This window comes from Parabacteroides sp. HGS0025 (assembly GCF_000969845.1).
Classification (GTDB): Bacteria; Bacteroidota; Bacteroidia; order Bacteroidales; family Tannerellaceae; genus Parabacteroides; species Parabacteroides gordonii.
In genome coordinates this window covers 817,583-831,612 of sequence record NZ_KQ033902.1, presented here as the reverse complement: position 1 = coordinate 831,612, position 14,030 = coordinate 817,583, and the positions used below count along the sequence as shown (strand labels likewise).

General features: G+C 44.3%; 10 protein-coding genes and 1 tRNA gene. 3 read left to right on the top strand and 8 right to left on the bottom strand.

Features of this window, described 5'->3' with window-relative positions; all coding sequences use genetic code 11:
• Nucleotides 1-23: 23 nt before the first annotated feature.
• Entirely contained in the window at nt 24-716 is a 693-nt protein-coding gene (locus HMPREF1212_RS02905) for an energy transducer TonB (protein ID WP_046148367.1), read from the bottom strand.
• On the bottom strand, nt 713-1,291 hold the full coding sequence (locus HMPREF1212_RS02900) for an RNA polymerase sigma factor (protein ID WP_046148366.1): 579 nt from the start codon (nt 1,289-1,291) through the stop codon (nt 713-715). Before HMPREF1212_RS02900 ends, HMPREF1212_RS02905 begins: the two co-directional genes overlap by 4 nt.
• Before the next feature lie 194 nt (nt 1,292-1,485).
• Here HMPREF1212_RS02900 and HMPREF1212_RS02895 point away from each other — a divergent pair, with 194 nt between their 5' ends.
• The 3 genes from HMPREF1212_RS02895 (at nt 1,486) to mazG (ending at nt 5,361) form a co-directional block, all read left to right on the top strand.
• Nucleotides 1,486-2,397, top strand: coding sequence for an RluA family pseudouridine synthase (locus HMPREF1212_RS02895; protein WP_046148365.1), 912 nt, complete (start codon nt 1,486-1,488; stop codon nt 2,395-2,397).
• 24 nt (nt 2,398-2,421) lie between these two features.
• Nucleotides 2,422-4,497, top strand: a complete 2,076-nt coding sequence (locus tag HMPREF1212_RS02890) for a protein-disulfide reductase DsbD family protein (protein ID WP_046148364.1) — start codon at nt 2,422-2,424, stop codon at nt 4,495-4,497.
• Between the two features lie 78 nt (nt 4,498-4,575).
• Nucleotides 4,576-5,361, top strand: a complete 786-nt coding sequence (mazG, locus tag HMPREF1212_RS02885) for a nucleoside triphosphate pyrophosphohydrolase (protein WP_046148363.1) — start codon at nt 4,576-4,578, stop codon at nt 5,359-5,361.
• A gap of 95 nt (nt 5,362-5,456) precedes the next feature.
• Here mazG and HMPREF1212_RS02880 read toward each other — a convergent pair whose 3' ends face one another.
• The 6 genes from HMPREF1212_RS02880 to HMPREF1212_RS02855 all read right to left on the bottom strand — a co-directional run bounded on the left by HMPREF1212_RS02880 (nt 5,457) and on the right by HMPREF1212_RS02855 (nt 14,011).
• Nucleotides 5,457-5,927 (bottom strand): hypothetical protein, encoded by a 471-nt coding sequence (locus HMPREF1212_RS02880; protein WP_028728483.1) that lies wholly within the window; start codon nt 5,925-5,927, stop codon nt 5,457-5,459.
• Nucleotides 5,928-5,975: 48 nt separating this feature from the next.
• Nucleotides 5,976-6,362 carry a hypothetical protein gene (locus HMPREF1212_RS02875; RefSeq protein WP_028728482.1) on the bottom strand — a complete coding sequence of 129 codons (387 nt, stop codon included), beginning with the start codon at nt 6,360-6,362 and terminating at the stop codon, nt 5,976-5,978.
• A 46-nt stretch (nt 6,363-6,408) separates the two neighbouring features.
• A complete protein-coding gene (locus tag HMPREF1212_RS02870; RefSeq protein WP_028728481.1) occupies nt 6,409-6,960 on the bottom strand; it encodes an RNA polymerase sigma factor in 552 nt (183 codons plus the stop codon).
• Nucleotides 6,961-7,041: 81 nt separating this feature from the next.
• A tRNA-Leu gene (locus tag HMPREF1212_RS02865) sits at nt 7,042-7,123 on the bottom strand.
• A gap of 100 nt (nt 7,124-7,223) precedes the next feature.
• Nucleotides 7,224-10,364 (bottom strand): GH92 family glycosyl hydrolase, encoded by a 3,141-nt coding sequence (locus tag HMPREF1212_RS02860; protein WP_046148362.1) that lies wholly within the window; start codon nt 10,362-10,364, stop codon nt 7,224-7,226.
• A 185-nt stretch (nt 10,365-10,549) separates the two neighbouring features.
• On the bottom strand, nt 10,550-14,011 hold the full coding sequence (locus HMPREF1212_RS02855) for a DUF6383 domain-containing protein (RefSeq protein WP_046148361.1): 3,462 nt from the start codon (nt 14,009-14,011) through the stop codon (nt 10,550-10,552).
• Between the last annotated feature and the right edge of the window lie 19 nt (nt 14,012-14,030).

Here is a 14,030-nt window from a genome sequence, read left to right as displayed (position 1 = left end):
TATATCTATCTGTATATGAGAGTCTACGGAACAAAAACAACGGGCATGGACACCATCATCGTATCCACCTCCCAGTCAGGCCCTTTCTCTATCAGGCGAATTGCTTCCTTATCGACCGACTCGCAAAGACTTTGTTTGACTGCCAGGTCGACAGGACGACCTTGTTCGTTGATATGAAATTCTACTATTACGGTTCCGCTAACGTCCTTGCAAAGAGAGTCCTGTGGATGGATCAGTTCTTTTTTCAGATATTCCTGATAGGCTTCCTCACCGACAACAGGGCGGGGACGGCGATCGGCCACAGCCACGTCATCATCCGCAATAGACCGGGCTTCCAGTTGAGCCATAGCAGGAGCAGCGGCAAACGGTTCTACCTGTGCCTGTTCCAACGGAGCTGCCTCTTCTTCCGTCACTACTGCCAACGGTGATTGTACAGGTACCCCCGGTTGACGGTTCAGCCAGAAGTAGCTGCCGAAACCTATACAAATCAACAGACTGGCGGCAATACTCCATTTCGTTATGCTGTCGCGACGGGAACGGGTACGGCGGGAGATCCGGCGGCGCATCTCTTCAATACTTTCCACATGGTTGCCCTCGACGGACTGGTAACCGTCGAGCGCTTCCGAAAGGAAAGGGTCTTTCATCGCCTCTATCTCCAGGCGATGGGCTTCCTTGCCTTTTCGTGAACCTTGTATGTATTGCATCAGATTTTTCATTGCGCCATTCTCTTTTCAATACAACTTTTCAGATTGCGTTTACCATTCTGGATATAACTTTTTACGCTCTTCAGCTGATATCCGGTCTGTTCCATGATATCGGCGTACGACATTTCTTCCATAAAGAAAGAGAGGATACAACGTTGCTGCGGTTCGGGCAGTTTCTCCATGCAATGTTTGAGGGCTGCCGTACGGGCATCGTCGCTTGTCTCTTCCTTGTCTAATAGATGCAAAATATCGTACGTTTCCACAAATTGTTGGTCGAAATCGGTTGCTATCTCCGGATTTTCTTTCCGGAGCAACTGGAAACAATGGTTCTTCGCGACACTGTAAATCCAGGTTCTGAACTCCCGTATCTCGTAACGTGACAATTTAGGCAGCAGGTCTTCAAATAATTGCATCACAGCATCCTGTGCCTTGACCTCTTCCTGCAAGTATTTCAGACACAGCCCATAGATCAACGGGATATAGCGGTTATACAATTCACCGAAGTAATCGCTTTCCCCGGTTTCCTTATATAATCGCACCAGATCACTGTCGGAATAGGTCGATATGTTACGTCTGAAAAACAGCAAGTTGTTCTTATATTTTTCTACAAATGTAAGATTTAAATCAAAATCTTGGCAAAAGAAGCCCGTACAAACACGTGCCAACTATGAAAAAAATCACAAAATAAGGCATCCCTTACAGATTAATAACTAAGATATATAAACACGGCTTGCAACATTCCGCAAATGCCAGTATCTTTGTGAATTATTTACGAAATAAAATGGGAAGACGCTCAGGTTACAAAGACACAAATCTAAAAAAAGCCCCTCGCGGACGCAAAGTATCGGTGAAGGAAGAGAATACTCTTCTTCCTTTCCTTTTCGAATTGCTGAGCCAACAGAGCAAAAGTTCCGTTAAAGCGCTATTAGGCCACGGACAAATCTTGATAAACGGGAAGGTTACTTCCCAGTTCAACGCTCCTTTAGTGCCGGGAGACGAAGTCGAGATCAGTTACGAACGGGGGAAAGTGGAGTTTACCAATCCGCTATTACACATTGTCTGGGAAGATGACGACCTGATAGTGGTCAACAAGAAAAGCGGGCTCATGTCCGTCTCCAGCGACCGTGTAAAAGAACGTACCGCTTATCATCTGCTTAGCGATTACGTGAAAAAGAGCGATCCTAATAATAAAATATTTGTCCTGCACCGTCTCGACCGTGATACATCGGGGCTGATGATGTTCGCCAAAAACCAACGTGTGCAGAAAGCATTGCAGTCGAACTGGAATTCAGCCATTACCCAACGTGCGTATGTCGCTGTTGTGGAAGGCAAGCCGGAAAAAGACTCCGACCTGATCGTCTCCAACCTGGTTGAAAATGCCAAGATGCAGGTATATGTAGCTGTCGACGGCGACGGAAAGGAAGCCATCACCCGCTACCATGTGCTACATAGCAATGGCCATTACTCATTACTGGAACTCGACCTGGAGACAGGCCGCAAAAACCAGATACGTGTCCAGATGGAATCTATCGGACATCCCATCGCCGGCGATTACAAGTACGGCGCAGAAACTGATCCCGCCGGACGGCTGATGCTTCATGCCCGACGGCTCTTCTTTATTCATCCGGCAACAGGTGAAGAGATGCGTTTTGAAACACGTATTCCGGATGCTTTCATTTCATTAGCTAAATAACTAAGACAGAAATATAGACAAAGTATGAAGAAACTCTTTAGCATCTTTTTGCTGGTGTTCGTAACACTGGCTGTACAGGCGCAGATACATCAGCCTGTCAAGTGGAAAATCAAACTGGAGGACTCCAAAACTGCCGAAAAAGAAATCGTGTTTACCGCTACCTCTGAGAAGGGATGGCATTTGTACGATATGAATCTGCCTGAGGGAGGGCCCGTTTCTACTTCATTCACATTCGAGACTTTAAAAGGGGCCGAATTGATCGGACAACCGGTTTCATCCGTTAAACCGACTGTAGTTTATGACGAACTGTTCGCGATGGATCTCCGTTGGTATCCGGGAACGGTTTCATTCACTCAAAAAGTCAAAATCACCGATCCGAAGAAATTCAAGATTGAAGGGGAGGTTGAATTCATGGCCTGCAACGACGAGACTTGTTTACCTCCTGATCGTGTAAGCTTTACTTTCGACGCAAAGAATACAAAACTGACCTTGCCGTCGGATGCCCCGGCAATCGACAAAGAGGATGTAACGGCTATCCAACCGGATACCGAACAGGTGGCGCAAGAAGCAGAAACGCTTACGACTCCCGATCCGGTTGCAAAGACCGATAATATAATTTCCAGCCCGGCAAAGATAGCCAATGAGCTGACAGACGACGCTGCTCTCTGGACACCGGTCATCGACAACCTGAAAGCATTCGGTGATACAACTGTTACAGCCACAGATACTTCCTGGTTGTTTATCTTCTTCGCCGGGTTCCTGGGTGGATTGATCGCCCTGCTGACACCTTGTGTATGGCCTATGATCCCGATGACGGTCAGCTTCTTCCTGAAACGCACCAAAGACCGGAAGAAAGCCATCCGCGATGCATTGACTTACGGTCTTTCCATCATCGTTATCTATCTGGTTATGGGATTACTGATCACCGGTATATTCGGAGCCAGTGCGCTGAACGACTTATCAACGAACGCGATCTTCAATATCATATTCTTCCTGCTACTGGTAGTATTTGCTATTTCGTTCTTCGGAGCATTCGAAATGGTATTACCTGCCTCATGGACTACTAAGCTGGATAGCAAAGCAGACTCGACAACCGGTATATTGAGTATCTTCTTTATGTCGTTTACGTTGGTATTGGTATCCTTCTCTTGTACCGGCCCGATCATCGGAACATTGCTGGTTCAAGCTGCATCTATGGGTAACGCAGTTGGCCCGGCTATCGGAATGTTCGGATTCGCATTAGCATTGTCCATTCCGTTCAGTTTGTTCGCCATCTTCCCGAATATGCTGCAAAGTATGCCTAAATCAGGCGGTTGGCTGAACTCCGTAAAGGTTGTATTAGGCTTCCTGGAACTGGCTCTGGCACTGAAATTCCTTTCTGTTGCCGACTTGGCTTACGGCTGGCGTTTGCTGGATCGTGAAGTTTTTATCGTATTATGGATTGTGATATTCGTTCTGTTGGGCTTCTACCTCTTAGGCAAGATCAAGTTCAGCCACGACAGCGATGTGAAATATGTATCTGTACCGCGCCTGTTCATGGCAATCATTTCATTCGGTTTTGCCGTTTATATGGTTCCGGGGCTTTGGGGTGCACCGCTGAAATCGATCAGTGCCTTCGCTCCTCCTTTGTACACACAGGATTTCAGCTTGTATGACGATGAAGTACATGCAGCTTTCGATGATTACGAAAGCGGTATGGCTTATGCCAAACGGGTAAATAAGCCGGTGATGATCGACTTCTCCGGTTTCGGCTGTGTCAACTGCCGTAAGATGGAAGCCTCTGTATGGACAGATCCGAAAGTAAAACAGTTACTGGAAAAAGATTACGTCCTGATCACCCTGATGGTCGACGATAAAACTAAACTGCTGCATCCGATCGAGATCGAAGAACATGGCAAAGTGCGTAAGCTGAAAACGATCGGTGACAAATGGAGCTACCTGCAACGAAGCAAATTCGGTGCTAACGCCCAACCGTTCTATATCCTGCTGAACGACGAAGGCCAACCGCTCGGCCCATCCTATGCTTTCAACGAAGATGTATCGAAATATGTGCAATTCCTTGAAAACGGATTGAAGACATTTAAAGAGCAAAGTAAATAAAACACCATAGAGGGGTAGGTTTTGCCTACCCCTTTTTTATAACTATAAACCCTGGCGTGGTCTATCCGCCTTTATAATATGTCAACGAAACAAGAAAAAATGGAAGCCTTCGGGCAACTGCTCGACATCCTGGATGAACTCCGGGTAAAATGTCCCTGGGACAGAAAACAAACAAATGAGAGCCTGCGTACCAACACGATCGAAGAAACTTACGAATTGTGCGACGCCATTATGAAGAACGATAACAATAACATCAAAAAAGAGTTGGGCGACCTGCTCCTGCATATCGTCTTCTATGCTAAAATAGGCGAAGAGAAAGAAGCATTCGACATCAAGGATGTATGCGACAGCCTCTGCCAGAAACTGATCTTCCGCCATCCGCACGTTTTCGGCGATGCATCTGCCGATACGCCCCAGAAGGTGGAACAAAGCTGGGAACAAATAAAACTAAAAGAAAAAGGTGGCAACAAAACCGTCCTGGAAGGTGTCCCCGCCTCTCTCCCGTCTGTTGTCAAAGCACACCGCATCCAGGACAAAGCACGCAACGTAGGCTTCGACTGGGAACAACGCGATCAGGTATGGGATAAAGTACACGAGGAATTTACCGAGCTGAAAGAGGAAATCGACAAGATGGATGCTGACAAGATGGAAGGCGAATTCGGTGACTTATTCTTCAGTCTGATCAATGCCGCCCGCCTGTATAAGATCAATCCCGACAATGCACTGGAACGCACGAACCAGAAATTTATCCGCCGTTTCAATTACCTGGAAGATCATACTATCAAACAGGGATGTTCATTGAAAGAAATGCCGTTGGAAGAAATGGATAAGATATGGAACGAAGCCAAATCGAAAGGGTTATAAAAAACAAAAGGGGAACCGACATCACGTCGCCACCCCTCCCTTAACTTAAACGCCAAAACTAAATCTAAACAAAAAACACAAATAATGATAATATTTTATTTTTTCTTGTTTTCATCTTTCTTATCGTCCGGCCCTTTCATAAAACTCCGTGCAAACTTATATTCTGCCCGCCGGTATTTATAAAGTTTCTCAGGCGATAATATCTTTTTGAATTTCTCGTAATATTCTTTTTCCAGAGCAGCCTCTTTCAACTTTACTCCGAGACATTCATCGTTAACCTTTGAATAATCGGACTCTGTCGGAGACTTCTTATGTCTCATTTCTTTCGTCAGTTTACGGCATTCACGACCGACTTCAAACATCTTCTGTTGCAACTCGTTACATAACGGAATAAAAGCTGCTGCTTCTTCCGGTGTAAGACCTACTTCAGCTGTAATAAAAGCACTTCTCTTTGCCTGATAGGCTTCTTTGTCAAAATGTCGATGTTCTTTATCTCCCTGCGCCAACACTTTCGAAGAGAACAATACTGAAATCGCCACAAATGTAATAAAAAATATTTTATTCATACAAGTATTATTACAAAAATATGCTAATAACTTCTTTTTTTCGTCAAATTATTCATAATTACCCAATTCTTCTGCTAAAAGATAATCCGTGTACTGTGCTTCCAGATACTCCAGGTATTCCTCATTTTCAGCTTCCTGTATAGCAGATATTGTTGCAGATGCATCGTTAGACTGCACTAATAATGTATCTGTTTTACTTTGCTCACCGTCGATACCGACAATTGCTTTAAAGAACAGCCCCAGCCCGGCAAATACAGCAGCCATATACAACCACGGACGCATACGATCCATCATAGAGATCTTTTTCGCCTCTACTTGCGGTTTCTCAGGCAGCTGGCTCATTATATTAGCCGTCAAATCCTCCATGTACCCGTCGGGCACGGTAAAAGGATTTTTTCCTTTAAAACGATCCAGATTGTTTTGTTCTTTTTCCATACTCCTGCGTTTTAATACACCTTTGACGAGCTTCCGTCCAAAAGGTTTAAATGTCTTTTGTTAAAAACTCCTCGACTTTTTTTACTGCATGATGATAAGAGGCTTTCAGGGCACCAACCGAAGTCCCCAGAATATCCGACATATCTTCATACTTCATCTCGTCAAAGTATTTCATGGTAAACACTAAACGTTGTTTCTCCGGCAAAGTAAGAATTGCATTCTGCAACTTCAGCTGTGCTTCATCACCATCAAAGTATTCGTCTCCTTTCAGCCGTTCCAGCAAAAAGACATCCGTATCGTCGATCGACACGTTATTCATATTCCGCTGACGGTTCAGAAAAGTAATACATTCATTGATTGCAATTTTATATAGCCAGGTAGATAACTTTGCCTCGCCCCGGAAATAGTCTATATTCGTCCAGGCCTTCAGAAATGTATTCTGCAAAAGATCGTTGGCATCATCATGACTCAACACCATCTTCCGTATCTGCCAGTACAACTTTTCCCCATAAAGATTCACCACCCGGGCAAAAGCATCCCTTTGCCTGGCCGGATCCCGTAGCTGTTCTACTAATTCATCTTCTGTATACTGCTGCATCCTCTCTATTTTGGCGTAAATATATAAAAAAAACAGATATAAAAAAAGCGGGCAACTTTACAGTTGTCCGCTTTTCGGAAGTGCCCAGAACAGGACTCGAACCTGCACGCCTCGCGACACACGCACCTGAAACGTGCGCGTCTACCAATTCCGCCACCTGGGCAATTCATTATTTTCAGGTAAGCAATCTCTCGTGATTGCGGTGCAAAGGTAGTGTTTTTTTTTATTCTACAAAATATTCACTCTTTATTTTTCAATATTATTTATTTTATCCCCCATGAGTAATTGGGCTCCGATGACATTTCAAGAACAAGAGAGCCTCCTTTCAGTAATTCTGAAGCCGGAAAACTAAAAGACTGCAAAGGTTTACCATTCAGGAGAGCGCTTTGTACATATTTATTACTACGGGAAGCATTACGGGCTTCAATCGTAAATGTTTTACCTCTACCGAAGCGTTCTCCCAAATCGATTACAACTTTTTCATACAAGGGGCTTGCTATTTCATAAACAGGCTCGGTGCTGCAACCTCCGTCTGTTTGAAAGAGACCCAGGGAGGCCATTATCAACCAACCACTCATCTGTCCCTGATCTTCATCGCCCAGATAGGCATTAGCCATACCTGTACCATAATAACGTTCTATGATAGAACGGCTCCACCGCTGAGTCAACCAGGGTTTGCCAACCCAGTTAAATAAAAATGCAAAGTGCATGGATTGTTGATTACCCTGAACCACCGGATAATCCCAGTACTGATCGTTCGGGGCATTATATCTCCAGGGTTCACTCGCTTCAAATCCCCATTGCAAACGTTCAACAAAACGATCTTTTCCGATGACTTCTGCCAATGCCGGAACATCTTGCGGAACAAAATAAGTAAGCTGCCAGGCGTTTCCTTCCACATAATGATGGTTGGCTCCCGAATGGAACGGGTCAAAATCTTTAGACCAACTGCCATCGCTACTGCGCATCTGAGCATATCCGGTCTCCGGATTAATTGCATTTCTCCACCATGTACCCCGTTCAGTAAAGTATTTATAATCCTCTTCCTTATTCAGTGATTGTGCTAATTGGGAGACCGTCCAATCATCATAAGCATATTCGAGCGTGTTGGAGAAACGTCCCAGATCGGTCGGAACATATTTATGCTTCAGATAAGGGATCAAATCGCGATTACCGGCATACCCTCCACAAACCTTTTGACTTGGAGTTGTCTGCATCTTCTTTACAGCTTCAAAGGCCTTTTCTCCGTCGAAACCACGAATACCCATTTGCCAGGCACTAACGATCAGGGGAATTTCATGTTCCGCTACCATCACTGGAATATATTCCATACCTGCCGGGCCTTTTGCCAGCCAACCGTTTGCATCATACATTCCCAGTTGTGACTTCACCCAGCGATTGCTCCACTCCGGAGTGACCAGATTCCAGAACTGATTCAGATTCCAAAACGTATTCCAGAAAGCATCGCAGCCCAATGCTACATCATCCGGATCAGTAAAACGACGCACTTTTTCATCGGCAGACACCCATTCACCGTTTACATCACTCCATATATTGCGGCTGCACAAAGCTCTGTACATATTCGTATAGAAACGGACTTTTTCCAATCGGTTATCAGTCGTTATCTGTAGCCGGTTGAATAAATCATTCCACACATTCTGTTGGTTAGCACGTACCTGATCAAACTGCCAGCCAAAAGGAGTGCTGATTTCTTTTTCCAGGTTATCCGCTGCATTGGCGATACTAACCAGGGAAATACCGGAACGAGCCTGTACTACAGGCGACTTCCGGGCATCAAACTGCAACCAGGCTCCGGCATCTTTTATATCACGGGCAGTCAAACAATCGGTTATCTGCCGCTTTTCATTCACCCATCCGCCCATCGACAAGATCGGTTGATCAAATTCTATTACAAAATGTATGGTATATTCCTGGTCTGCATCCGAACTCCATACATTCTTAGACAATTGATGACTAAATCCCTCGATACGGTTATCACTGACTTTTTTAATTTCAATATCTTTTAATTGATAATCGTATTCGACAGGTATATGTAAATCTACCAGAACGCGGGCACTGTCTTTATCCGAAGGAAAAGTATATCGCAGGAAACCACAATGGGTAGTCGCTGTCAGTTCTGCACGGATGCCATAATCAGTAAGATCGACTTTGTAATATCCCAGAGGGGCTTCTTCACTCAACTTATCGATCCGGGAGCGATAGCCCGAGTCCGGATCTGATTCATCTCCAACGACGGTATTCAAAGAACCATTTGTCGGCATCATTCCTAAACCCCCCATTGTCCATTCATGGATATGGCTAAAACAACCTACACTTTCAAAAGTGGGCTGATAACCGGCCTGCCATCCGGCATTCTGGTTATCCGGACTTAGTTTAACCATACCGAAAGGCATCCAGGGGCCGGGAGCAATCATCCAGCGGGAATGAGCCGTACCGATTCTTGTATCAACATATTGTGCGAATGTTTGAAGTGGTTGTTGCCGGCGTTGTATCTCTCCTTTCTGAAGGACTTTACCATCTGCACGAACCTCATAAGAACTTGTCACCTCTCGGGTAACAGACGGCATCGGAGCTTCAAGGCAATAGCGTGCCGTATCCAGCCGGGTAGACAGGATTTCCTTTCCATCCAGTCTGACAGATAAAAGCGGTTGCCCTTCCAGATGTTCTACATCGACAAGCAGAGGTTGTATCTTATTTCCATCTGTTTCTATTTCATAATTTGCGGCTTCTACGGAACGGACAAATGCCTTTTCCGGAACTGTTGTCCGGACATTTCCCGGCCCTTCCAATGCTATATGATCAAATAAAAGCCACGATCCTTCAAGTACGGAAAGCGTAATGCAGTTCCCTCCTTTTCGCAAAGACTCTCTCTTTACAGGAACAATCAGACGGACAGGTTTCCCTTGACTCATATCTCCCGTAATAGAAGTATCGCTTCCTCCGGCAGTCAGTTGTATTTTTTCTTCCTGACAATTGTTGATCGCTATTTTTAATAAAGGGGGAAGATGCGGAGAGTTATCAGCGAGGTCGATTACCAAATTCCATTCTCCCTTTGCCGGAAGTTTATCCAGGCCAAAGAGAATATTAGACTCATGCGTCCGCAAACCGGCAGTAGACCAGGTTCCTCCCCATTGGTCGGCAGGCCCCGGCAAAACATAAGGGAACGATTCTTTGGCATCACTCCTCCCTACCAGATAATATCGGTCTTCAAAGCCAAAGTCATTCGCCAGAAATTCTTTATATCGATCAGGCCCCAGAGCCAGCTCGACAGCCGAACTGTCAGCCACACCAATATTCCATACCTGTTGTCCCTTTTCCGGTACTGTACATGAAGTAATTATCAAGCAACACAGACAACCAAGCGAGAGTATTCTTTTTCCCATAACTGCAAAGATTGTTTTAATTGACAAAAGAAGTAATCTTTCACGATTCCGGCAAGTCATATTATTCCGATTGAGTTGTACTATGTTCTGATTTTTCTATAAGACGCAAAAAGCCCCGCCGGATAACCAGCGGGGCTTTGTAGCATGTTACCTGTCAACCTTACGGTTTACCAGGAGTGTCTTATTTACTTAACGATAGCTTTAACTGCGCTTTCACCGTCAACAGCAACAACTACGATACCTGCAGGAGCAGAGAATGTTACGTTGTCTGAGTTCAGAGTCTGAACTGTTACTGTCTGACCAAGGATGTTGCTTACAGTTACTGTCTTACCAGCTGCATTCTGGATAGTGATCTTACCTTCACCTGCAATTACGCTAACTGTTGATGTAGAAACACCTTCGTTAGATGTTGCGAAGTCTTCAGTATCTTCCAGATTGAAGATCTGAGCCTGGTTGATCAATTCCTGCATCTTCTGGTCGTCATCTGCATGGTTACCGTTATCTACAGTGTATTCTGCCAATACAGGAACACCGTTGTGGATTTTCACCCATGCACCCTTGAAGGAAGCAACGTGAGATACACCATCCAGGTTAGATTCCAGTAAGAAGTCTTTATGATCATCGTCTGTGTAACGCAGAGAGAATGCATAGTTCTTATGTAAACCATCTACCGGTTTCTTTTCGAAGATAGCTTCATTGTACAGGTCGCGAGGATCAAGAACGCCGTCTTTAGTTCTCAGGTCTGCCAATTTCTTACCGTCTTTCAGGATATACAAGAATTCGCCATCTGCATCTACCTGATGAACACCTTCTACAAAACCAAGGCGAGTGTAAGACTGCCATTTGTAAACGTCAGGATTGTTCAACATGTTAGTGCTGCTCTTAACCGAGTCAGTCAGGTTGATCAGGAAGCTACCAGCCAGGTAACCATTGTAATCAACTTCGTGCTCGCAGTTCGGGTTGTAACCGTGAGTGTTACACCATTTGCCGTCTTTTACAGAATCCGGACGTACAACGAACAGATACTGAGGCATACGATCAGAAGAACTTAATACATAATCTGCATACAGAGCTTTTGTGCTTTCTTTACCTACCGGCTGGATCTTTTCAGCTGTCATACCCAGGTAACCGAAGTCTTTCACTACCTGCGGAGCATTGCTCTGGTTGTTAGAGTCTTCGAACAGGAATTCAGAACCTGTACCTCTTGCACGGAAGATATTGATGTTCTTACCGATTTCACCCAGATCCATATACAATGGACGGTCGTCTTTGATAACTGCAAATGCAGAAGCTCTTTCAGTAGCTACGTTGTTCAGAGGCAGATAGCTCATTTCGCCAACGCCGTCTTCGCAATGTGCCTGCATCCAACCATTAGAAGTTTCAAGAACTGCACCACTGTTGATATCAACTAATACATAGCAGATTTCGTCACCCTTCACCTGGTCAGCTTTCAGATAGAATACACCCAGTTTAGGATTATCAGCTGCATTATCTTCAGCCTGAGCCTTAGTCATAGCCTTGTAGTAAGGAGTCTTACCCTGCGGGCTTACCAGATATACATATACCTTATCGTTGTCGATCAAGTTTTTGTCGCTTACTTTCAGTACATAAGCAGTTCTAGCCAACTGAGGCAAACCGATTTCTGCACCGTAACCGAACGGAACGTCAATAGCTTCTTCGTCTTCAACCGGAACATCTTTCGCTTCGATCAATTCATAAGTTGTAGCCTGACCTGGAGTCGGAGCAAAGCTCTTATCCTCTGTTACATTCAGATAAAGTTCCTGATTTGCGAACAGGTTATAGTTCAGATAATACTTAGTATAAAGCAGATCATCAGAGTTCAGATATTTGTAACCATGACGAACACTTGTTTTAGCTTCATTATCTTCTACAGCAGTGAATGTATAAGTATCTTCGTTCAGAAGCTCTTTCTGTCTGAAGCTATCATAATTCTTATTGATGAAGTAAGTACCGGTTGCATCTGTGTAAAGCTGACCTTCAAATACTTCGTCTGCATATTCACGGTTGTAAACAGCAACTGTAGGAACATCACCGCAACCTGTAGTTTTAACAACCCACATAGTAGCCGGCATATCATTGTAATCCTGAGCAGTAGTAGCAGCATCCAACATCAGACGACCGATGAAGTTATCAACTACATTCTTACCTGTAGCTACGTCTTTGATGAAATATAGACCTTGATCAACTTTAGCACGAGTCAGATAGTCAAATTTTCTATCTTTGAAAGTAAACTTAGTCTGAAGAGAACCAGGAAGTTCAATACCACCGTCTGTTTCAGTATTCTTTGCTGTGATAACAGCCTTACCTTCTGTCAGATAAGCGATACGAACTGCAACCTGACCATTTTCGGCTGTATGAAGACCTGCACCAGGTGTAGCCGCTGCACTTGTATGAAGTTTTGTCAAGTCATTGTAAACAGAGTTGAATGCGAAATCAGGATTCTGCCACAAGCTGCTAGCCGGATTCTTCGGCAAAGCATTCATAGGCTCAATGAACAAACTATCATTTGAAGGATAGTAAGTAAATCTGAACAAGCTACGAGCTTCCCAAGTTCCTGCAGTCAGGTTTGTTCCATCAGGAATAGCAACTCTTGTAGGAGCATCTTCCAGCAGAACCAAAGGTAATTCCTTACTTAGACTTGAATAAAATTCTGTACCTACAGACAGAACTTCACCCTTTGCATTCTTCAAATATACGAATTCTTCTGCAACCAAAGCATCTGCACCAGGTGTATCACTAAGACCTAACTGATCTCTAACAGCTTCTGTTGCAGTAGCAGTTGAAACTACCGGGAAGTCTGTAGCATTAAGTTCCACAGCTGTGAACTTCTCAGTCAGCAGTGGACTTGCCGTGTTCGGAGTAACAGCAGAAACGATACCGAATGTACCATCATACTGAATGTCAACCATTCTGTTCAAGTCATCAGCAGTAAGGATGATACCACCAGCCAGAACCGGTTTCAATTGTACAGCATCAGTAATAGCCTGAACATGAGTTTGAGCTATATCGTGAGAATACTTAGCAGCGATGATCTCGTCGTCATCATTCTTCTGTAGAACAACAACAGAGTCACGATTTGCAAAATAAGAATAAACAGGTTTGAAAGCAAAAGGAGTATTTCCCTGATTATCGGTTGTATACCAAGTCCAATCTGTTAAACAGCCTTCTAGAATAGAAGTAGGCAGATCCTGATTAGAAGTTTCAGTAGCAACATCAAATAAAGTAGCATTTACATGCGAATAAACCAACTCCAGATTTGTTTCTTTATTGATCAATGTAAAACTGATACCGCTAGCGTTATCATCGTTTACTTTAACTGACCACAAAGAAGCATTGATAGGAGCGTTAGCTACTTCAACCAACTTCATGTTTAATTCACCTGTTGTGTAATTACGAGTCTGGATAAGCACTTTTCCGTCTGCATCTGTCAACTGATACAATTTGTCTGCATCAAAGCGAGTGATGTCAGATCCTACTGCGGCACTTGCTGTTGCAGTTGGACGAAGAGTAATACCGTGACCAATCTCATTTTTGTTGGTATGCACTGCGGTAGTACCTTGCGCGAAAGCTCCAAGACTAGTTGTCAGCAGAGCGCCGACAAGAAGAGTAGAAAACTTTTTGTTCATAATCAAATAATTTAATTAG

Bases quoted from the DNA above. Each gene is read 5' to 3' on its own strand.
- HMPREF1212_RS02890 (WP_046148364.1), top strand. From the start codon at position 2,422: ATGAAGAAACTCTTTAGCATCTTTTTGCTGGTGTTCGTAACACTGGCT.
- HMPREF1212_RS02870 (WP_028728481.1), bottom strand. From the start codon at position 6,960: ATGCAGCAGTATACAGAAGATGAATTAGTAGAACAGCTACGGGATCCG.
- HMPREF1212_RS02880 (WP_028728483.1), bottom strand. From the start codon at position 5,927: ATGAATAAAATATTTTTTATTACATTTGTGGCGATTTCAGTATTGTTC.
- HMPREF1212_RS02855 (WP_046148361.1), bottom strand. From the start codon at position 14,011: ATGAACAAAAAGTTTTCTACTCTTCTTGTCGGCGCTCTGCTGACAACT.
- HMPREF1212_RS02875 (WP_028728482.1), bottom strand. From the start codon at position 6,362: ATGGAAAAAGAACAAAACAATCTGGATCGTTTTAAAGGAAAAAATCCT.
- HMPREF1212_RS02895 (WP_046148365.1), top strand. From the start codon at position 1,486: ATGGGAAGACGCTCAGGTTACAAAGACACAAATCTAAAAAAAGCCCCT.
- HMPREF1212_RS02905 (WP_046148367.1), bottom strand. From the start codon at position 716: ATGAAAAATCTGATGCAATACATACAAGGTTCACGAAAAGGCAAGGAA.
- mazG (WP_046148363.1), top strand. From the start codon at position 4,576: ATGTCAACGAAACAAGAAAAAATGGAAGCCTTCGGGCAACTGCTCGAC.
- HMPREF1212_RS02860 (WP_046148362.1), bottom strand. From the start codon at position 10,364: ATGGGAAAAAGAATACTCTCGCTTGGTTGTCTGTGTTGCTTGATAATT.